The organism is Mycobacterium sp. KBS0706 (assembly GCF_005938675.2).
Lineage (GTDB): Bacteria > Pseudomonadota > Alphaproteobacteria > DSM-16000 > Inquilinaceae > Inquilinus.
The window spans coordinates 140,194-161,130 of the sequence record NZ_VCCH02000003.1 but is presented as its reverse complement, the minus strand read 5'-3'; the positions used below and the strand labels follow the sequence as shown (position 1 = coordinate 161,130).

The 20,937-nt window shown below is 68.9% G+C and carries 17 protein-coding genes; 8 read left to right on the top strand and 9 right to left on the bottom strand.

Annotated features, from left to right (window positions below):
• Positions 1 to 3: 3 nt before the first annotated feature.
• On the bottom strand, positions 4 to 705 hold the full coding sequence (locus FFK22_RS42665; protein ID WP_186002267.1) for a LysM peptidoglycan-binding domain-containing protein: 702 nt from the start codon (positions 703 to 705) through the stop codon (positions 4 to 6).
• Positions 706 to 912: 207 nt separating this feature from the next.
• Between FFK22_RS42665 and FFK22_RS02800 the strand changes: the two genes are divergently transcribed.
• Positions 913 to 4,812, top strand: a complete 3,900-nt coding sequence (locus tag FFK22_RS02800) for a hypothetical protein (RefSeq protein WP_138886766.1) — start codon at positions 913 to 915, stop codon at positions 4,810 to 4,812.
• Positions 4,813 to 4,838: 26 nt separating this feature from the next.
• Here FFK22_RS02800 and FFK22_RS02795 read toward each other — a convergent pair whose 3' ends face one another.
• Together FFK22_RS02795 and apbC are read right to left on the bottom strand one after the other, a co-directional pair.
• Positions 4,839 to 5,174, bottom strand: coding sequence for a hypothetical protein (locus FFK22_RS02795; protein WP_138886765.1), 336 nt, complete (start codon positions 5,172 to 5,174; stop codon positions 4,839 to 4,841).
• Between the two features lie 101 nt (positions 5,175 to 5,275).
• Entirely contained in the window at positions 5,276 to 6,421 is a 1,146-nt protein-coding gene (gene apbC, locus FFK22_RS02790) for an iron-sulfur cluster carrier protein ApbC (protein ID WP_138886764.1), read from the bottom strand.
• A 117-nt stretch (positions 6,422 to 6,538) separates the two neighbouring features.
• Between apbC and hflK the strand changes: the two genes are divergently transcribed.
• The 3 genes from hflK to FFK22_RS02775 all read left to right on the top strand — a co-directional run bounded on the left by hflK (position 6,539) and on the right by FFK22_RS02775 (position 10,300).
• Positions 6,539 to 7,684 (top strand): FtsH protease activity modulator HflK, encoded by a 1,146-nt coding sequence (gene hflK, locus FFK22_RS02785; protein ID WP_138886763.1) that lies wholly within the window; start codon positions 6,539 to 6,541, stop codon positions 7,682 to 7,684.
• Between the two features lies 1 nt (position 7,685).
• Entirely contained in the window at positions 7,686 to 8,672 is a 987-nt protein-coding gene (gene hflC, locus FFK22_RS02780) for a protease modulator HflC (RefSeq protein ID WP_138886762.1), read from the top strand.
• 95 nt (positions 8,673 to 8,767) lie between these two features.
• Positions 8,768 to 10,300, top strand: a complete 1,533-nt coding sequence (locus tag FFK22_RS02775; protein WP_221938339.1) for a DegQ family serine endoprotease — start codon at positions 8,768 to 8,770, stop codon at positions 10,298 to 10,300.
• Positions 10,301 to 10,391: 91 nt separating this feature from the next.
• On the opposite strand, the gene FFK22_RS02770 is transcribed toward FFK22_RS02775, so the two are convergent.
• The 5 genes from FFK22_RS02770 to FFK22_RS02750 form a co-directional block, all read right to left on the bottom strand.
• On the bottom strand, positions 10,392 to 10,679 hold the full coding sequence (locus FFK22_RS02770; RefSeq protein ID WP_138886760.1) for a BrnA antitoxin family protein: 288 nt from the start codon (positions 10,677 to 10,679) through the stop codon (positions 10,392 to 10,394).
• Entirely contained in the window at positions 10,660 to 10,956 is a 297-nt protein-coding gene (locus FFK22_RS02765; RefSeq protein WP_221938338.1) for a BrnT family toxin, read from the bottom strand. Before FFK22_RS02765 ends, FFK22_RS02770 begins: the two co-directional genes overlap by 20 nt.
• A 77-nt stretch (positions 10,957 to 11,033) precedes the next feature.
• On the bottom strand, positions 11,034 to 12,572 hold the full coding sequence (murJ, locus tag FFK22_RS02760) for a murein biosynthesis integral membrane protein MurJ (RefSeq protein WP_186002265.1): 1,539 nt from the start codon (positions 12,570 to 12,572) through the stop codon (positions 11,034 to 11,036).
• A gap of 158 nt (positions 12,573 to 12,730) precedes the next feature.
• Positions 12,731 to 13,630: a phosphoserine phosphatase SerB gene (gene serB / locus FFK22_RS02755; protein WP_138886758.1), complete on the bottom strand. Its 900-nt coding sequence runs from the start codon at positions 13,628 to 13,630 to the stop codon at positions 12,731 to 12,733.
• A gap of 32 nt (positions 13,631 to 13,662) precedes the next feature.
• Positions 13,663 to 14,763, bottom strand: a complete 1,101-nt coding sequence (locus tag FFK22_RS02750) for a putative zinc-binding metallopeptidase (protein WP_138886757.1) — start codon at positions 14,761 to 14,763, stop codon at positions 13,663 to 13,665.
• Positions 14,764 to 14,887: 124 nt separating this feature from the next.
• On the opposite strand from FFK22_RS02750, the gene miaA reads away from it, so the two are divergent.
• From miaA to ilvC, 4 genes are all read left to right on the top strand, one after another.
• Complete coding sequence (gene miaA, locus FFK22_RS02745; RefSeq protein WP_221938337.1) at positions 14,888 to 15,862, top strand: tRNA (adenosine(37)-N6)-dimethylallyltransferase MiaA; 975 nt, start codon at positions 14,888 to 14,890, stop codon at positions 15,860 to 15,862.
• A gap of 118 nt (positions 15,863 to 15,980) precedes the next feature.
• Positions 15,981 to 17,753 carry an acetolactate synthase 3 large subunit gene (locus FFK22_RS02740; RefSeq protein WP_138886756.1) on the top strand — a complete coding sequence of 591 codons (1,773 nt, stop codon included), beginning with the start codon at positions 15,981 to 15,983 and terminating at the stop codon, positions 17,751 to 17,753.
• Between the two features lie 82 nt (positions 17,754 to 17,835).
• The gene (ilvN, locus tag FFK22_RS02735) at positions 17,836 to 18,360 is read left to right on the top strand and encodes an acetolactate synthase small subunit (protein ID WP_138886755.1); all 525 of its coding nucleotides are present in this window, start codon (positions 17,836 to 17,838) and stop codon (positions 18,358 to 18,360) included.
• Between the two features lie 90 nt (positions 18,361 to 18,450).
• Positions 18,451 to 19,470: a ketol-acid reductoisomerase gene (gene ilvC / locus FFK22_RS02730; protein ID WP_138886754.1), complete on the top strand. Its 1,020-nt coding sequence runs from the start codon at positions 18,451 to 18,453 to the stop codon at positions 19,468 to 19,470.
• 56 nt (positions 19,471 to 19,526) lie between these two features.
• Here ilvC and FFK22_RS02725 read toward each other — a convergent pair whose 3' ends face one another.
• A complete protein-coding gene (locus FFK22_RS02725) occupies positions 19,527 to 20,897 on the bottom strand; it encodes an amino acid permease (RefSeq protein ID WP_138886753.1) in 1,371 nt (456 codons plus the stop codon).
• Positions 20,898 to 20,937: the final 40 nt, after the last annotated feature.

Below are 20,937 nucleotides of genomic sequence, written 5' to 3'. Positions count from 1 at the left end.
GCTTCAGCTCCCGTCGGTCTTCAGGCCGCGCTCGCGCGCGATCTGGGTGACGTCGGCCTTGATGTCGTCGCCGTTGGTCGGCCATTTCTGCGTCAGCAGTTGGCTGACCAGCTGCTGCTGTGCATCCTTGTCGGTGCCCAGCGCGTCGAGGGCGTGGTTGATCACGAGACTGCGCGCATGGCCGGAGCCCTCGGCGGCATAGTCGTAGCCGACCAGGTCGAAGGTGGCCTGGACGAAATCGTCCTGCGGCACCGAGTTCAGATAGGTCCCGATATCGGCGTCGATGCCGTCCCATTGCTGCATGGCGGTGCCGGAATCGGCGTTTGCGGCGTGGTTGGCGCGGGTCTCGATGCTCTGGGCGAAGGCGTCGCGGCCTTCGGGGCCCATGGCCCCGGCGCCCTTGGCGGTGGGGGCGGGCACCGCGACCGCTTCGCCGATCTGGATCAGGTCGTCATTGGCGAAGTTGTTGTGGTCGACCATCTCGGTCCAGGGGGAGCCGACCTGCTCCGCCATCGACCACTGCGAATCGCCCTTCTCGGCGATCAGGAACCGCATGTTCGAGGCCTGGTCGGCATTGATGCCGTTCCGCTGCATCGCGGCTTGGACCGACGCCTGCCACTGCTGCTGTTGCCCGGTCGGGACATAGGTCGTGACACCGTTTTCGACCTTGAGCAGGCGTCCGTCCTTGTCGACTTCGATCGCCATTGCGGCCTCCATCCGTCTCGAGTTGGCGGCACCATAAGCGACAGGCCGTCCCGGAAAGATGACGGTTCGATGAAGATCTCCATCGTTTAGGAGTCTCTGACAAAAATCCTAATGCGAGTGCGCCGTCCTCTTTGTCATACATATGAAATAATGGTGTCATGGAATTTTCCTAGGCTTCCCGACCGGACCACGAAGGCGGGGGAAGTCATGCTGAAGCCGATCGAGCGCAACCCACGTCCCGCCAGCCCGGTCCGATCCAATTCCGATGCGGAGTTCCAGGCGGCGGTGCGCCGGGCCCTGGCCACCCGCGCCGCGGCCGAGGGGCGCCCGCCCGAATCGCATGGCTACGAGACGGCGGGCCAGGTGCGCCCGGGCGATGCGCTCGAGCGGCTGGTCGGTCCCGACGGGGTTCCGAACAATGGCCAATTCTCCGACCCCAACCTGATCCATCCAGGCGAGATCTATTTCCAGCAGGGTCAGTCGCCGGTCAGCGCCCAGACGGAAGGCGTGATCGACACGGCGCTGGCCTATGACCGGAAGAACGGTGCGAACGCGCCCGACAGCCAGCGCAACTGGGACGCGGTGCAGTCGGCGATCGCCGGCGAGCTGCGCCAGACCGTGCAGCTCGATGCCAACGGCCAGCTCAAGCTCACCGCCGACCAGCAGGCGAAGCTGCAGGCGCTGAACAGCTGGGCAGTCGGCACCGACAAGCTGTCGTTGGAGACCAAGGACGCACTGACCCAGGTCGATGGCGAGGTCCAGCAGAAGTCGCGGACCACGACGCTGGACCAGAGCATCGCGGCGGTCCAGGGCGAGCTCGACAAGGTCAACGGCAAGCTCGACGACCAGAGCTTCGTCCGCAAGGGCTGGGGCTGGATCACGCCGGGCAAGAGCTCGGGCGAGAAGTTCCAGGACTTCCTGCAGGACAAGCTCGACGACCTGAAGCAGCTGAAGGCGAACGACACCGGGCTGCCGCAGGACCAGTACGAGCAGAAGGTGAACGCCGTCCTCGGCAACTTCGAGCAGGAGTTCCAGGACCACGCCAAGGCGATGGAGGACAGCGACAAGACCTGGAACACGATCGGGGAGGTCGGCCGGGTGGTCGCGGCGACGACCGTCGGCATCGTCGCCACCGCGGCCTCCGGCGGCAATGTCGCGGTCGGCTTCGCCGCGGGATTCGGCACCTATGAGCTGATCGACGCGGCCGGCGACATCAGCGCCGTGGCCCAGGGCAAGGACATGTATGCCGACGGCCACAGCTCGATCATCGGCTTCGGCATGGATGCGGCCGGGCTCGACGGCGACAAGGGCGACGGCTTGGGCGTCAGCTGGGACCACACCAAAGCGACGCTGAAGGACACGGCGATCGACGCGGTGTCGTCGATCAGCACCGCCGGGGCGACCACCGCCGGCATGAAGGTCACCGCCGCCGTCGGCACCCGGCTCGGCGCCACCGCGCTGCCGAATCTGGGCGCGCGGGTCCTCGCCACGTCGGCCGGCGGCACGGCCGGGCAGGTGGTGAACGGCACCGGCCAGCTCGCCACCGACGCCACCCGGCTGGCCTTCGACAACAAGCTGTTCACCGCCGAGGGCGGGCAGCAGATGCTGAACTCCGCCAAGACCCAGGGCATCTACCTGACCACCGCGCCGGTGACCGGCGCGGTCTCGGGCGCGATCCCGATCCAGCGCGTGGTCGGTGCGGCATCGACCGGGACCACCCAGGCGACCCAGCAGACGGCCACGCAGGCGACGCAGCAGGGCGCGTCGCAGACGGTTCAGCAGACGGCCACGCAGGCGACACAACAGGGGACCTCCCAGACGATCCAGCAGACGGCCACGCAGGCGACACAACAGGGCGCGTCGCAGACGGTTCAGCAGACCGCCAGCCAGGCCACGCAGCAGGGCACGTCTCAGACGGTCCAGCAGACGACCGCGCAGGCGACGCAGCAAGGGACAGGACAGGCGGCACAGCAGACGGCGGGCCAGGCCACCGCCGGCACCGCGGGGGCCGGCGACGTCACCCGCCTGTCGGGCCTGGGGGTGACCGCCCAGTTCGGCAACGACGTGGTCAGCAATCTTGGCGGCGCCGAGCTGGTGGCGCAGCTGACCCAGGGCCGTCATATGAACCGGGACGAGGCGATCTCGTCGGTGATGGGGGCGGTGCCGGGCACCGCCCAGAACCTCGCCATGCATCCGCAGATGATGCAGCGGGTCGCCGACCGCCGCGACATGCTGGAAGCCAATGGCGGGGTGCGGCCGGAGGCGGATGTCCCCAAGCTCTGGGGCTGGCAGAGCAAGGGGCCGGAATTCCGCCTCGGCGCCCAGGTCCGGATCCTCGGCAGCGCGGATCCGGCCACGGATGCGGCGGGTGCACCGCAGCTCGGCCAGCCGACCATGGCGTCGTTCGGCGGGGCCATCAGCACCAAGACCAACTACAGGGCGATCGGGCAGTCCGTCATCGACAGCCTGGTGATGGGGTCGACCAAGCCGCTGCGGCTGACGCTGGGCAAGGAGCTGACGGTGTCGCAGCGGCCGCGCGAATACCGCAACGTCACGCTCAAGGAGGCCGGGCTGATGCCCACCTCCAACCAGACGGTGTTCCAGATCAAGGGCTCGACCGTGCTGAAGCAGGGCGAGGAGGCCCTGCTCGCGACCGACCCGACCCAGGTCAAGGCCGATTTCATGCCGACGCTGCAGGGCGTACGCGCCGTGGGCGAGGCCGACGGCGGCGGCACGGTGATGCAGCTGAGCTGGGGCGCCATGCTGCCGGATGCGCAGACCGTCCGGCTCGAGCCCGGCGAAATGGACCTGCTCGGCACCGTCGCCGGAAAGGACGCCGATCCCGAGGCGTTCGTGGAGGTGCCGCAGGACATCAGCTTCACCAAGCTGATGGAGGAGCAGAAGGCCGGGCTGCGGCCACGCGTCTGGAGCAACTTCATCCCGGTTCTGGGCAAGATCTGGCGCGCCGGCGCCGAGCGGCGGCCTGAGGACAACATCACCGTCACCATCCCGAAGGGCACCAAGCTGTCGCAGCAGGCGTGGGAGCAGATGCAGGCCACCTATGAGCGGCTGTCGATGCGCACCCGGATCGTGGTGGACGACGACACCAAGGCGCTGCTGCTCGCCTCGGACGCGGACCTGTCGACCATCCGGGACCTGGTCGGCGACGGGAAGATCGACCCTGGCGCCGCGGTGTCCTACGTGCCCGGCCGGGCTAGCGGCATGCGGCTGTCAGCGGTCACCGGCAAGCCGGCGGAGCAGTATGTCGACCTGCTGACCGGCAAGGACTACCAGTGGCACCCCGACGCGGCCAATGCCGACTTCATCTTCAACGACCGCTACCCGACCGAGCGCATCCCGGGCCTGCCGGACAGCCTGCCAAACCCCGACCAGATCCGCGCCAATGCGGCCTACCAGGCCCGCAACGAGGTGAATGACGCGCTGCCGGACGCCGTGTCGGGCCATCTGCCGGGCGTGCTGGGCGGCGACCGCGGCCGCACCCGCCGGGTGCCCGCGGTGCCGTCCGAGGTCAACCTGTACCGCCGGCTCGCCGGGCCGATGGCCTCTTTCGTGGCCGAGGCGACGCGCATCACCGGGTCGTTCAAGCTGCCGCCGCTGCGCGCGCCTTTCGTGCCGGGGGCGCTGTCGCTCGAGTTCCGCGGCCAGGTCAAGATCGACCCGCCGGGCAAGTCCAAGGAGACGCCGCGCGGGGTCTCGAAGGCGGTGCAGGACAGCGAGATGGAGCTGAACACCTACAGCAACGCCGAAGGGTCCCGGCAACTGGCGGTGCCGGGCTGGCTGAACGCCTTCCTGAAGTGGTCGGAGCAGGGCCAGGGCGTGCTGTTCCCGGAGGGCGGCGCGCATGGCATGACGCAGTATCTGAAGGATCTCGACGCCCAGGCGACGACGCCGCAGCAGCGCCAGGACATCGCCGATTTCCGCCAGGACGTGCTGCCGAAGCTGCAGAATGAGACTCTCACCACCCCGGCCACGGCCCAGGCGATCCGCGACTTCCTCGAAGGCCAGGCCAGGCCGGTCGGCACCTCGACGCCGGACAATCCGATGCCGCTCTGGAACCAGAGGCGGCAGGCCGGCGGCAATCCCTGACCGGCCGTCCGGTCAATTCCGGCCGATCATTCCAGATCGATTATGGGCCGGCTGCACAGATTGAGGCTCCAATACTCGGCCTCGGCGCCGTCCTTCTGGCGCACCTTGACGTCGAAATAACAGCCGCCGCGCAGGTCGTCGACCGGGATCCGGGCGGAAGCGCCAGGCGCCAGCGGCGCAGCGCGCAGCCGGTTGTAGCCCCAGGAGCTCTCGAAATCGGGCGACAGGCGCAGATCCTCGATCGTACCGGTCCTGCGGTTCTGGATCTCGACCGAATCGGGCAGCGCCTGGGCCTGCGCCGCAGCCGTGAGACCGGCTGCGAGCAAGGCGAAGGCCGCGATCCGGCAGAAGCGTCGCATCACTCTCCCACTCCGAGGGCCGGGCGCGCGGACCCGGTCCGGCGCCGTAAGGTTCGGCCTCTTATCGGATCGATTTGTGGCGAGGTGGTGACGCCGTGACCGGCTCACTCGATCACGATGCGGGGGGCGGTCGGGCCGGCGCCGGAGCGCAGCTTGTCCCACACCCGGGCGGCGATGCCGCGATAGGCCTCGGCATGCGGGCTGTCCGGCGCCGAGACCACGATCGGGTGCCCGGAATCCGAGGTCTCGCGGATGGCGATGTCGAGCGGGATCTCGCCGAGGAAGTCGCAGCCCAGCTTCTCCGCCTCGGCCCGCGCGCCGCCATGGCTGAAGATGTCGGTGCGGTGGCCGCAATTCGGGCAGCAGAAATAGCTCATATTCTCGATGATCCCGAGCACCGGGACGTCGACCTTGCGGAACATGTTCAGGCCCTTGCGCGCGTCGAGCAGGGCGATGTCCTGCGGCGTCGACACGATCACCGCCCCGGCCAGCGGCACCTGCTGCGCCATGGTCAGCTGGGCGTCGCCGGTGCCTGGCGGCATGTCGACCACCAGCACGTCGAGCGTGCCCCAGTTGACGTCGCGCAGCATCTGCGACAGCGCCGACTGCACCATCGGGCCGCGCCAGATCATCGGCGTCTCCTCGTCGATCAGGAAGCCGATCGACATCACCTTCAGCCCGTAATTCTCCTTCGGATCCAGGCTCTTGCCGTCGGGCGAATTGGGCTTGCCGCTGATCCCGGTCATCCGCGGCATCGACGGGCCGTAGATGTCGGCGTCGAGCAGTCCGACCTTGAGCCCGCTGGCGGCCAGGCCGAGGGCGAGGTTGACCGCGGTGGTCGACTTGCCGACGCCGCCCTTGCCGGAGGCGACGGCGATGATCGACCCGATCCCGGCGACCGGCAGCTTGCGGCTTTGTGCCCCACCCGGGGCGGCGGGGCGCGGCGCGGCGCCCGGCGTGGCGCCGCTCGGAGCGGCCTGGCCGGAGCCGCGATGGGCGGTCAGCACCGCGGTGACCGACAGCACGCCGGGGATTGCCGCCACGGCCTTCTCCGCGGCCTGGCGCAAGGGCTCCAGGGCCGGGCCGCGCTGCGGATCGACCTCGATCGAGAACAGGACATGGCCGTCGCGAAGGGTCAGGCCGGAGATCATGCCCAGGCCGACGAGATCGCCGCCGCGCTCCTCGTCCCGCACCTTGCCGAGCGCCTCGCGCACCGCGGCCTCGGTCACCGTCGTCCGGCCTGTCGCCATGGTTGAACTTCCTGCCCTTTGTCCAATATGACAGGCTCCACATTTGCTGCCTGTCGCGCCGAGATATAGCATTCGGCGCCCGGGATGACAGGGCGGACGACGGGGGAAGGGAACTGGATGCCGTGGAGTAATCAAGGCGGTGGTGGTGGCGGGGGCGGCGGCCCCTGGGGCGGATCACCGCAAGGCGGCGGACAGAATCCCTGGGGACGTGGCGGCGGGCCGAGCCAGGCCGACATCGAAGAGATGATCCGCCGCGGCCAGGACCGGTTCCGCCAGGTCATGCCCAAGGGCTTCGGCGGCGGCCGCGGCATCCTGATCGCGATCGTGGTGATCATCGTCGGTTGGCTCCTGACCGGCATCTACCGGGTGCAGCCAGACGAGCTGGGCGTGGTCCAGCGATTCGGCGCCTATGTCAGGACCGAGCAGCCCGGCCTGCGCTACCACCTGCCGGCGCCGATCGAGACAGTGACCAAGCCGTCGGTGACGACGCAGAACCGGATCGAGATCGGCTTCAGCAGCGAAGGCCGCGCCGGCAACCGCGATGTGCCGGACGAAAGCCAGATGCTGACCAAGGACGAGAACATCATCGATATCGATTTCATCGTCCTGTGGCGCATCTCCGACCCGGTCGCCTACCTGTTCAACATCAAGAACGCCGACGGCACGGTGAAGGTCGCGGCCGAGAGCGCGATGCGCGAGGTCATCGGCAACACCGAGATCCAGCCGGCGCTGAATGAGGCCCGCGGCCAGATCGAACAGTCCGCCCGCCAGCTGCTGCAGGCGACCCTCGACGGCTACGGGACCCCCGGCCGTCCCGGGGCAGGCGTGGTGATCGACCAGGTGCAGCTGCAGAAGGTGGCGCCGCCGCAGCAGGTGATCGCGTCCTTCGACGACGTGCAGAGCGCGCGTCAGAACCAGGACCAGCTGCGCAACGACGCCGAGACCTACCGCAACGACGTTGTGCCGCGGGCGCGCGGCCAGGCCGAGCAGGTTGCGCAGCAGGCGGAAGGCTATCGCGAGCAGGTGGTAGCCAGGGCGCGCGGCGACGCGGCGCGCTTCACCTCGGTGCTGCAATCCTATCGCCTGGCTCCGGAAATCACGGCCGAGCGCTTCTATCTCGAGACGCTGGAGACCGTGCTGAAGGGCTCGAACAAGATCATGATCGACGACGCCGTCGGTGGCCAGGGCGTGCTGCCCTACCTGCCGCTGAACGAGCTGATGGGTCGCCCCGCGACCGCCACGACGCAGCCGGGAGGGAAGTGAGATGAACCTCAAGCTCGCCGCCCTCGGCGCCGCCATCGTCGTCGTCGGCCTGGTGCTCACGGACTCCCTCTACACCGTCAACCAGAACGAGCAGGCGCTGGTCCTGCAGTTCGGCGAGGTGGTGAAGATCGAATCCGAGCCGGGGCTGAAGCTCAAGCTGCCGGTCGTCCAGAACGTCCAGTTCTATGAGAAGCGCGTGCTCGACGTCGACCCGCCGGTCGAGCAGGTGATCCTGTCCGACCAGCGCCGGCTCGACGTCGGCAGCTACGCCCGCTATCGCATCGCCGACCCGCTGCTGTTCTTCCAGTCGGTGCGCAACGAGCAGATCGCCGGCACCCGGATCAACAGCTTCGTCAACAACGCGCTGCGCAACGTGCTCGGCAACTACAACCAGCTCGACGTGCTGTCGGAGCAGCGCGGGCCGATCATGCGGTCGATCCGCGACAGCGTCGAAGCCAACGCCAAGCCGCTGGGCATCGAGATCGTCGACGTCCGCATCGTCCGCGCCGACGTGCCGGAAGGCACGGTGCAGTCGGTCTACGACCGCATGAAGTCGGAGCGCGAGCGCGAGGCGGCGCAGTACCGCGCCCAGGGCCAGGAATATTCGCTGCAGATCAAGTCGCGGGCCGACCGTGACGTGACCGTGCTGCTGGCCGATGCCGAGCGCAAGGCGCAGGAGCTGCGCGGCCAGGGCGACGCCGAGGCGATCAAGGTGCAGGCCGAGGCCTATGGCGCCGACCCGCAGTTCTTCTCCTTCTACCGCAGCCTCCAGGCCTATCAGAACGCGCTGGGGTCGAGCGGCACCACCCTGGTGCTGTCGCCGAAGGGCGACTTCTTCAAGTACTTCAACGACGCCACCGGCCGCGGTCTGGTGCCGGCGGTGACCCAGCAGACGCCGCCGGGCGCCAACCCGCCGCCTTCGGGTCCGGCGCCGGTCCCGGAGACGCCGGTCCAGCCGGCGCCTGCGGCCCCGGGGAACCCGGGCTGATGCCGGCCCGTTTCTCGCCACGATCGGGTGTATGATGACCGACGCCGGCCTCCCGAATGGGGCCGGCGTTGTGCTTTGAGCGAGGGAGAGCGTTCGTGACCAGACCGATTGCCCGCCGCCCGACCGGCCCCGTCGCCGTCGCCCGCGCCGTGGGAGAGACTGCCCTGCTGCGCTGGGCCGCGACGGTGCTGGTTGTGGCGGCCATGCTCGTGGCGGCGGCTGCGGCTCGCGCCGCGCCGGCGCCCGACAGCTTCGCCGATTTGGCCGAGAAGCTGGTGCCGGCGGTGGTCAACATCTCGACCACCCAGAAGGTCCAGGACGGCGCGGACCTGCCGGAGATGCCGCAGTTCCCGCCGGGATCGCCGTTCGACGAGTTCTTCCGCGACTTCTTCAACCGCCGCGGCCAGGGTGGCGCCGAGCGCCCGCAGCGGCCGCGCAACGCCACGGCGCTCGGCTCCGGCTTCATCGTCCGGGCCAACGGCTTCATCGTCACCAACTACCATGTGATCGAGGGCGCCGAGGAGATCACGGTCGTCCTGCACGACAACACCAGCCTCGAGGCCAAGCTGATCGGCCGCGACGACAAGACCGACCTGGCGGTGCTGAAGGTCGAGACCGACAAGCCGTTGCCCTTCGTCGATTTCGGCGACAGCGACGTCATGCGGGTCGGCGACTGGGTGCTGGCGATCGGCAACCCCTTCGGCCTCGGCGGCACGGTGACAGCGGGCATCATCTCGGCCCGCTCGCGCGAGATCAACGCCGGCCCCTATGACGATTTCCTGCAGACCGACGCCGCCATCAACCGCGGCAATTCCGGCGGTCCGATGTTCAACATGGACGGCAAGGTGATCGGCATCAACACCGCGATCTACTCGCCCTCGGGCGGGTCGGTCGGCATCGGCTTCGCCATCCCCTCGGCGCTGGCCCGTGGCGTGGTCGACCAGATCATCGAATTCGGCCGCACCAAGCGTGGCTGGCTCGGCGTCCGGATCCAGTCGGTGACACCGGAACTGGCCGAGAGCCTGGGCCTGCAGAAGCCGGAAGGCGCGCTGGTGGCCGGAGTCACCGAGGGCGGTCCCGCGGCCAAGGCCGGGATCGAGACCGGCGACGTCATCCTGCAGTTCGACGGCAAGCCGATCAGCGAGAGCCGGCGCCTGCCGCGCGTGGTCGCCGACACGCCGGTCGACAAGCAGACCTCGGTCCAGGTCTGGCGCAAGGGCGCCCGCAAGGACCTGCCGGTGACGCTGGGCGAGCTCGAGGCGGCGGAGGAATCCGGCCTCCTGGCCTCGACCACGGACAGCCAGTCCGACGCCAACAAGCCGCAGGAGCTCGACTCGCTCGGCGTGACGCTGTCGGCGCTGACCGATGCGCTCAGGAAGCAGTACACGCTGGCCGACGACCAGAAGGGCGTGGTGGTCACCGCCGTCACCGGCGGGTCGCCGGCGGCGGAGAAGGGGCTGAAGCCGGGCGACTTGATCGTCGAGGTCGGCCAGGCCGAGGTGACCAACCCGGAGGATGTCGCCAAGAAGGTCACCGAGGCCCGCAACGGCGGCCGCAAATCGGTGCTGCTGCTGGTCGAGAGCGGCGGCGACCTGCGCTTCGTCGCCCTGCCGGTCGGGCCGGGCTGAGGTTTCCGGGTCTATCGATGAAACGGGCGCCGTCCCCGGATGGCGCCCTTTTCATTGGGTTCGGATTGCAAACCGCGACCCGGCCTACGCTCTATGAAACCGATTCTCTGCGGTGCTTTTCGACGTATTCGCGGAGAGCCTCGTTGATCCGGGTCTGATAACCCTCGCCGTCCTCCTTGAACCAGGCAATCAGATCGGCGTCCAACCGCAGCGAGAGCAGCTTCTTGACGGGGCGGTAGAATTTGGCGCGCTGGGCACCGGTCCAGTCCGTCACGGGCGGCGCATCGGTCGTGTCGATCGTGCTGTCCGGCAGGGCTTCCAGCGCCGCAAGCTCGGCCTTCTGTGCGTCGGTCAGCGGATCAGAATTGCCCTTCTTCATAGGCTTTCCTTTCGCGGGGCTCGGCTCGTCGGGCGCTGATAATGCGCCCTATCGGGTCGGGATCAGCCTCGTCGACGCCCGTATGGACGACGAACAGGAGGACCCGACTGTTACTGCTGGGCATCCCGACAGTCCGCCAACGATCCTCATGCGGGTAAGGATCGGGCAGCGTGATTGCGTAAGGATCGCCGAACACACGGGATGCCAGATCGAAGGAGACGCCGTGCTTCTTCAGGTTTGTCGCGGCTTTCGCAGGATCCCAGGTCCACCGCAACATCGGCCTCCTGTAGCTGCAAAATTGTAGCTACAGGAGCTTGTTTTGTCAAGTTCGGGGCATGTTCGGCACCTGGTCCGTCACCCCCGCCGCCGCAACCGCCGCAGATCCTCCATCCGCAACGCGCCGAGGCCGAACAGGGCGGCGAGGTAGACCAGGCCGGCCACCGCCAGCACGCCGAGCACCGTCGCGATCGCCAGCAGGTCGGAGCGGCCGGCCAGGGCCGGCGCGGCCAGCACCAGCAGGCCCCACAGCGCCGCCGCCATCACGGCCCCGGCCAGCACCATGCGCGGCAGCCGCCGCCGCGATGCAGCGTCGAGGCTGAACTGGCCGCGCCGGTGCAGCACCCAGGCCAGCAGCACGATGTTCAGCCACACCCCGGCCGAGGTGCCGACGGCGAGGCCGACCTGCGACAGCGAATCCATCAGCGCGATCTTCAGCCCGACATTCAGCGCCACCGTGGCGACCGCGATCTTGACCGGCGTCGCCGTGTCGCCGCGGGCGTAGAAGCCGGGCAGCAGGCAGCGCACCAGCACGAAGGCGGGCAGGCCGAAGGCGTAGGCGGTCAGGGTCAGGGCCGACTGATGGGAATCCACAGCCGTGAACCGCCCGCGCTCGAACATCGCCGCCAGGATCGGCTCCGCCGCCACCAGGAAGGCGATGGCGAAGGGCAGGGTCAGCGCCAGGGTCAGCTCGATCGCCCGGTTCTGGCTGGCCAGCGCGCCCTGGTGGTCGTCGGCGGCGAGGCGGCGCGTCAGCTCCGGCAGCAGCACGGTGCCGACGGCGATGCCGATGACGCCGAGCGGCAGCTGGTTCAGCCGGTCGGCATAGTTCAGGTAGGATTGCGCGCCGGTCGGCAGCGCCTGGGCGATGATGGTGTCGGCGAAGACGCTGATCTGGGCCATGCCGGCGCCCAGCGTCGCCGGACCCAGCGCCCGGAAGAAGCGGCGGACGCCGGGCGACAGCCGCGGCCGCACCAGGCGCAGCGACACGCCGGCCCGCCGCATGTCCCATTCCAGATACAGGAACTGGGCGATGCCGGACAGGAACACGCCCCAGGCCAGGGCGTGGCCGGCGGTCGGCAGGAACGGCGTCAGCCCCAGCACCGCGCCGATCATGAACAGGTTCAAGAGGATCGGCGCGGCCGCGGCGGCGCCGAACCGGCCGAGCCCGTTCAGCACGCCGCCCTGCAGCGACACCAGCGACATGAACAGCAGATAGGGGAAGGTGATCCGCGTCAGCTCGACCTTCAGCTCGGTCTGGGCCGCCGCGGTGCCGCCCGGCTCCATCACCGAGATCAGCCAGGGCATGGCGGCGAGCGCCGCGACCAGCACGACCAGCAGCACGGCCAGCAGGATCGCCTGGACCTGCTCGGCCAGCGCCAGCGCGCGGGCCTTGCCGTCGCGCTGCAGCGTGGTGGTGAAGGCCGGCAGGAAGGCGACGTTGAAGGCGCCCTCGGCGAACAGCGACCGGAAATGGTTCGGCAGCCGGTTGGCCAGGAAGAAGGCGTCGGCCACCGGCCCGGCCCCGAGCACAGCGGCGATGATCTGGTCGCGGACCAGGCCGAGCACGCGGCTGGCGAGCGTCAGCCCGCCGACGGAGGCGATCTTACGGTACACGCCTAGGCCGCTTTCAGCATTGGCTGAATCACAACTTGTCATCGCCGGGCTTGACCCGGCAATCCAGAGGATGTCGACAGCTTCCGGATGCCCGGGTCAAGCCCGGGCATGACAGTAAAAGGATGGAGCTCATCTGGAGCATTTATCCTTGATGTCGCCTAGGCCGCCACGAACTCCGCCACGCGGTAGCCCTGCAGGTAGAGGAGGGCGGTCAGGTCGCCATGCGCCACCGACACCGGCACCGTTTCCCGGACCAGCGGCTTGGCCCGGAAGCCGACGCCGAGGCCGGCGGCCTGCAGCATCGGGATATCGTTGGCGCCGTCGCCGACGGTGATGGTGTCGACAAGGCTCAGGCCGCGCTCCGCCGCCATCTCCTCCAGGAAGACGCGCTTGGCGTCCTTGCCCAGGATCGGCTCGCGCACCCGGCCGGTCAGGCGGCCCTCGGCCTCGATCAGGTGGTTGCCCTCCGACCGGTCGAAGCCGACCGCCGCGGCCACCGGCCGGGTGAAGGCGTCGAAGCCGCCGGAGACCAGGGCGCAATAGGCGCCGTTCGCGCGCATCGTCGCCACCAGGGTGCGGCCGCCACGGGTGTAGCGCAGATCGGCCAAAGCGCGGTCGATGATCGATCGGGGCTGGCCCTCCAACAGGGCCACGCGCTCGATCACCGCCTCGCGGAAGGCGATCTCGCCGCGCATCGCCCGCTCGGTGATCGGCACCACCCGCTCGGCGACGCCGGCCAGGGCCGCCAGCTCGTCCAACGTCTCGGCCTCGACGATGGTGGCGTCCATGTCGGCGACCAGCAGGCGCTTGCGGCGCCCCTGGGCCGGCACGACATTGGCGTCGACCGGCTGCCCGGCCAATGACAGCCGCGCCGCCGCCTGCGCCGCCTTGGCATCTGCCGCGGCGAAAGCGATGTCGCAGGCGATGCCGGGGGCCAGCCAGTCGACCGCGCCCGGCGACCCGCCGGTGATCACCAGCGCGTTGCGGACATGGCGGGTCAGGCCGTCGTCGAGGGCCGGCTGGTCCGGGGCGGTGGTGAGGGTGAGGACGAGGTCCATGGCGCGGCGCATCTCCCAGGGCAGGGGTCCGTCTATGCCGCAGCGCCGCCGTCCCTGTCTATGCGCGCTTTGACAGGCTGGCTGGACCGATGGATCAGCCCGTGGATGTATCCCATCTTCTCGACCACCCGCGGGGCGATGACGAAGGGGTAGAGATCCGGCTGGCCCATCGAGCGATTCAGGCAGTTGACCGCATAGGTCAGCGGCAGCCAGGCATCGATCAGCACCTGCACGTCGCGGACCCGGTGCGGGTCGAACCGGATGTCGGTCCCGAGCGACGGGTCGTCGGTGATGCCGGGGCTGACCTCGAGGCCGAAGGCGCCGGCGATCTCCAGCGTGTCGACGATGTGCAGGTAATGCGCCCAGGTCTCGGCCCAGTCCTCCCAGGGATGGGCCGTGGCGTAGGCGCTGACGAAGCCTTGCTGCCAGCCGGTGGGAGCGCCCTGGTCGTAATGGGCCTGCAGCGCGGCCCCGTAATCCGCCCGCTCGTCGCCGAACAGGGCGCGGAAGCTGTCCAGCTCTCCGCCGTCGCGGACCAGCCTGTCCCAGTAGTAATGGCCCACCTCGTGCCGGAAATGGCCCAGCAGGGTGCGATAGGGCTCCCCCATCGCGGCGCGGGTGGCCTCGCGGTCGGCGTCGTCCGCCTCCTTCAGCGACAGGGTGATCAGTCCGTTGTCGTGGCCGGTCATCACCTTCGGCCCGCCGGCAACGGGATCGGCCAGGAAGTCGAACATCAGCGGCTCCGGGTCGCCGCTGGCCGCAGTGGGGATGGGCAGGGACAGCTTGATCAGCGAATAGAACAGCCGCCGCTTGGCCTGCTCGATCTTCTGCCAGCGGCGCTGGTTGTCCGGGTCGGCCAGGTCGGGAATGGTCCGGTTGTGCCGGCAGGCGAGGCAGAAGGCGTCGTCTCCCTCCGCCGGCACCATCCAGTTGCAGGCCTGCAACTCCCAATTGGCGCAGAAGCGGTAGCGCGACCGCCGGTCGGCCAGGGCGACCCAGATCGGCCCGTCCGGCTCCACCGCGCTCAGCGTCCCGATGTCCGGCAGATAGCCGAGGGTCCGGCCGCAGCGTTCACAGGTGCCGTTCTCGAAGTACAGGACCTGGTGGCAATGCTGGCATTTGAACAGTCGCATCGCTTCTCCTGCGGAGGCTCCCGGCCCGTCGCCGTGCGAGACATATAGGATCGCGGTCGATATTGTCCCGCGCGTTGCGCCGAAGCGGCCTTGAGGGCCCGCGGGCGCCGGGTCGAGGTGAGCGATGACGATGGCCGAGCGTGCGTCCGAACCCCCTGCCGTCATCGTCGTCGGCGGGCCGACGGCCAGCGGCAAATCGGCGCTGGCGCTGGACCTAGCCGAGGCGCTGGACGGCGTGGTGATCAACGCCGACAGCATGCAGGTCTATGCCGAGCTGGCGATCCTCACCGCCCGGCCCGGCCCGGCCGACCTTGCGCGGGCGCCGCATCGCCTCTACGGCGTGCTGCCGGCCGCCACCCGCTGCTCCGCCGCCGCCTGGTGCGACATGGCGCTGGCCGAGATCGGGCTGGCGCAGAAGGCCGGCAAGCGGGCGATCGTGGTCGGTGGCACCGGCCTCTATCTCCGTGCCTTGACCGACGGGCTGAGCCCGATCCCGCCGGTGCCGGAGGAGATCCGCCGCGCCACGGTCGAGTTGCACGAGACGCTGGGCGGCGAGGCCTTCCATGCCGAGCTGATGCGCTGGGACCCGAAGATGGCCGCTCGCCTGGCCCCCGGCGACAGCCAGCGGCTGATCCGGGCCTGGGAGGTGATGGTGGCGACCAACCGCTCGCTCGCCGACTGGCAGCTCGAGGCCGGGTCCGGCCCGCCGCCCGGCATGGTGTTCGACTGGATCGTGCTGGCGCCGCCGCGCGACGCGCTCTATGCCGCCTGCGACGGCCGCTTCAGGGCCATGATCGCCGCCGGGGCGCTGGAGGAGGCGCGGGCGCTGCTGGCGCAGGATCTCGACCCGGAGCTGCCGGCGATGAAGGCGGTCGGGGTGCCGGAACTGGCGGCGCATCTGCGCGGCGAGACAGATCTCGAGACCGCGATCACCCGGGCGCAGCAGGCGACGCGCAACCTGGCAAAACGCCAGACCACGTGGTTCCGGAACCAGCTGCCGGCCGAAAACGCAAGGGTGCAACGCTGCCATGTCGCTGCCGCGCAATATTCGGAAAAAATTGCAGCTGAAACTTTGTCTTTTCTTCGCATTTCCGGTTGACCTGCCGGAATCGGCCGTCTAGCTTGCCGACCCTCGTTGATCCCCAACGTTGAACGCTGCGGCCCGAAGGGGGTCGCAACAGAGCCCGCGGCCGAAGGGCCGCAACACTGAGGGTATGATGTCGACAGAAACGCTGACCGGAGCCGAAATCGTCCTGCGTGCCCTTCGGGACCAGGGCGTAGAGGTTATCTTCGGGTATCCGGGCGGGGCTGTCCTTCCGATCTACGACGCGATCTTCAAGCAGAACGCGATCCGCCACATCCTGGTCCGGCACGAACAGGCGGCGGTGCACGCAGCGGAAGGCTACGCCCGCTCGACCGGCAAGGTCGGCGTCGTCCTGGTAACCTCGGGCCCCGGCGCGACCAACGCGGTCACCGGCCTGACCGACGCGCTGATGGATTCGATTCCCATCGTCTGCCTGACCGGGCAAGTGCCGACCCATCTGATCGGCAACGACGCGTTCCAGGAAGCCGACACCACCGGCATCACCCGGCCCTGCACCAAGCACAACTACCTGGTGAAGGACGCCAACGCCGTCGCCCGCACGCTGCACGAGGCGTTCTATGTCGCCCGCAGCGGCCGGCCCGGCCCGGTGGTGGTCGACCTGCCGAAGGACGTGCAGTTCGCCGATGGCGTCTACACCCCCCCCGAGCATGTCGAGCATCGCACCTACCGGCCGCGCACCGAGCCCGATCCGGCGCTGATCGAGCAGGCGGTCGAGCTGATGGCCAAGGCCGAGCGGCCGCTCCTCTATACCGGCGGCGGCATCATCAACTCCGGCCCCGATGCGTCGGCGGCGCTGCGCGAGCTGGTCGAGCTGACCGGCTTCCCCTGCACCTCGACCCTGCTGGGCCTCGGCGCCCTGCCGGCCTCCGACCCGCGGTTCCTGGGCATGGTCGGCATGCACGGCACCTACGAGTCCAATCTGGCGATGCACGGCGCCGACCTGATGATCGCGCTGGGCTCGCGCTTCGACGACCGGGTGACCGGCAAGATCAGCGCCTTCTCGCCGGGATCGACCAAGATCCATGTCGACATCGACCCGTCCTCGATCAACAAGAACGTCCATGTCGACCTGGCCGTCATCGGCGACGCTGGCAAGGTGATCCGGGCGATGATCGAGGTGTGGAAGCGCCGGGGGTACAAGCCGCGCGACAAGGCGATCGCCGGCTGGTGGGGCCAGATCAGGCAGTGGCAGGCCCGCAACTGCCTGCAGTTCAGCCAGGACCGGTCGCATGACGCGATCATCAAGCCGCAATATGCGATCAAGCGCCTGGCCGAGCTGACTGCCGACCGCGACGACGTCTACATCACCACCGAGGTCGGCCAGCACCAGATGTGGGCGGCGCAGCTGATCCCGTTCCAGAAGCCGAACCGCTGGATGACCTCGGGCGGGCTCGGCACCATGGGCTACGGCCTGCCCGCCGCGGTCGGGGTGCAGGTCGCGCATCCCGAGGCGCTGGTGATCGATGTCGGCGGCGAGGCCTCGACGCTGATGAACATCCAGGAGCTGTCGACCATCGCCCAGTACCGGCTGCCGGTGAAGATCTTCATCGTCAACAACTTCTGGATGGGCATGGTGCGGCAGTGGCAGGAGCTGCTGCACGGCGAGCGCTATTCCGAGAGCTACTCCGAGGCGCTGCCCGATTTCGTCAAGCTGGCCGAGGCCTTCGGCCTGACCGGGCTGCGCGCCACCTGCATGGGCGAGGCCGACGACGTGATCCGCGAGATGCTGCGGATCAAGGGCCCGGTGGTCGTCGACATGCAGGTCTCCAAGATGGAGAACTGCTTCCCGATGATCCCGGGCGGCGCGGCCCATAACGAGATCCTGCTGGGGCCGTCCGACCAGGCCGCCAAGCCGACCTCGGAGGAGGGGATGGTGCTCGTATAAGGCGCGGACGACGCCCTTCGCCGCGGCCATGCGACAAGCGGGTGGCCGCGACTCTCGTCTCGTGACCTTCCTCGGATCGACCATGACCCCGCAGACCCAGATCGAAACCCATACCATCGCCGTGCTGGTGGACAATGAGCCCGGCGCGCTGGCCCGCGTCATCGGCCTGTTCTCCGGCCGCGGCTACAACATCGAGAGCCTGACCGTGGCCGAGGTCGACGCGGCGCGCGACCTGTCGCGCATCACCGTCGTCACCTCCGGCACGCCGATGATCATCGAGCAGATCAAGGCGCAGCTGGACCGGCTGGTGCTGGTGCACAGCGTGCACGACCTGACCATGGACGGCCCGGCCGTGGAGCGCGAGCTGGCCCTGGTCAAGGTCCGCGGCGCCGGCGACAAGCGCATCGAAAGCCTGCGCATCGCCGACGTGTTCCGGGCCCGGGCCGTGGATTCGACGACCGAGAGCTTCGTCTTCGAGGTCACCGGCTCGTCCCAGAAGATCGACGCCTTCATCCAGCTGATGATCCCGCTCGGGCTGGTCGATGTCAGCCGGACCGGCGTCGTCGCCATCGCCCGGGGGCCCGAAGGGCTCCTGACCGCCGTCTGAACCCCTTGCCGCCGGTTGCCAGCAGCCGGCGGTTCCCGTCATCGTAGAGAAAGGCCGGGCCGCCCGGCCCCCGTGTGAGAGGACAGAGCTATGCGCGTTTATTACGACCGCGACGCGGATGTGAACCTGATCAAGTCGAAGAAGGTGGTGATCGTCGGCTATGGCAGCCAGGGCCACGCCCATGCCGCCAATCTGCGCGACAGCGGCGTCAAGGATGTGCGCATCGCGCTGCGCCCCGAGAGCGCGACCGTGAAGAAGGCCGAGGCCGCCGGCTTCACCGTGATGTCGCCGGCCGAGGCCGCGGCCTGGGGCGACGTGCTGATGATGTGCACGCCGGACGAGCTGCAGGCCGACATCTATGCCCGCGACCTGGCGCCGAACATGAAGGAAGGCGCCGCCATCGCCTTCGCCCACGGCCTGAACGTGCACTTCAACCTGATCGTGCCGCGCAAGGACCTGGACGTGTTCATGGTGGCGCCGAAGGGCCCGGGCCACACCGTGCGCTCCGAGTACCAGAAGGGCGGCGGCGTTCCCTGCCTGATCGCGGTCGACCAGAATGCGACCGGCGCCGCGCTCGACATCGGCCTGTCCTACGCCTCGGCGATCGGTGGCGGCCGCGCCGGCATCATCGAGACCACCTTCAAGGAAGAGTGCGAGACCGACCTGTTCGGCGAGCAGGTGGTGCTGTGCGGCGGCCTGACCGCGCTGATCATGGCCGGCTACGAGACCCTGGTCGAGGCCGGCTACGCGCCGGAGATGGCCTATTTCGAGTGCCTGCACGAGGTCAAGCTGATCGTCGACCTGATGTATGAGGGCGGCATCGCCAACATGCGCTACTCGATCTCCAACACCGCCGAGTACGGCGACTATGTCACCGGCCCGCGGATCATCACCGACGAGACCAAGAAGGAGATGAAGCGGGTGCTGGAGGACATCCAGTCGGGCCGCTTCACCCGCGACTGGATGCTCGAGAACAAGGTCGGCCAGGCCAGCTTCAAGGCCACCCGCCGCCGCCAGGCCGAGCACGACATCGAGAAGGTCGGCGAGAAGCTGCGCGCGATGATGCCGTGGATCGCCAAGAACAAGCTGGTCGACAAGGCCAAGAACTGAACCGGATCCGGTCCGGACAGGGAAAGGGCCCCGCGAGGGGCCCTTTTTCGTTGGGGCTACTCGGCCGGCGCCGCGACGCTTCGCCCAAGGACGGCTCGCCGGATCAGCCAGGCCACGACCACCACGGCCGCCGAGGCCAGGCTGAGGATGAGCTGCGACCGGGTGTCGGCCTGGAACCACATCATCACCAGCACCGCCGCCATGCCGGCGATGGTGAGGAGGGTGAGGACGGGGTAGAGCCACATCTTCACCCGCAGCCGCTGCGGCGGCGTGCGCGGGCGCAGCACCAGCTGCGACACGGCGATCATCAGATAGACGAACAGGATGACGGCGCCGGAGGAGTTCAGCAGGAACAGGAACACCGTGTCGGGCGAGACATAGGCGGCGACGACCGAGAGGTAGCCGATCAGGGTCGAGGCCAGGATCGCCCGCGCCGGCACGCCGCCCCGGGTGGTGCGAGTCAGGCCGCCCGGCGCCTCGCGCCGCCCGGCCAGCACGAACAGCATGCGCGAGGCGGTGTAGAGGCCGGAATTCAGGCAGGACAGCACCGCGGTCAGCACCACCGCGTTCATCAGGTCGGCGGCCCAGGAGATGCCCATGCGCTCGAAGGCGACGACGAAGGGCGATGCCTTCGGCGCCAGGCTGTCCCAGGGCAGGATCACAGCCAGCAGGAACACCGAGCCGATATAGAAGATCAGGATGCGGACCACGACCGAGCGGGTGGCGCGGACCACCGCGCGCTCCGGGTCCTTGGCCTCGGCCGCCGCGATGGTGGCGATCTCGGCCCCGACCATCGAGAACACCACGACGACGATCCCGGAGAAGATCGCCCCGACCCCGTTCGGCAGGAACCCCGCCGCCGGCGTCAGGTTCGAGAAGTCCATGGCGTGGCCGGGCCACAGTCCCAGCACATAGACGGTGCCGAGCACCAGGAAGACCGCGATGGTCGCCACCTTGATGCCGGCGAACCAGTACTCGAACTCGCCGAAGGAGCGGACGGAATAGAGGTTGGTCGCGGTCATCAGCAGCAAGAGGCCCAGCGACGCCGCCCACAGCGGCACGTCCGGCAGCCACTTCTGCAGCAGGCCGGCGCCGGCCACCGCCTCGAACCCGACCACGATCACCCAGAAATACCAGTACAGCCAGGCCACGGTGAAGCCGGCCCAGTCGCCCAGCGCCAGCCGGGCATAGTCGGAGAACGAGCCGGTGGAGGGGTTGGCCGCCGCCATCTCGCCCAGCATGCGCATCACCATGATGATCAGCACGCCGGTGACGGCATAGGTCAGAAAGGCGCCGGGCCCGACCGTGCCGATGATCGAGCTGGAGCCGACGAACAGCCCGGCACCGATGACGCCGCCGATCGCGATCATGCTGAGGTGGCGCTGCTGCAGGCCCTGGTGGAGCCCGCCCTCCGGTGCTGCGGCCATGGTTCGATCTTCTTCTTGTGGATCCGATGCATGGCCTCCT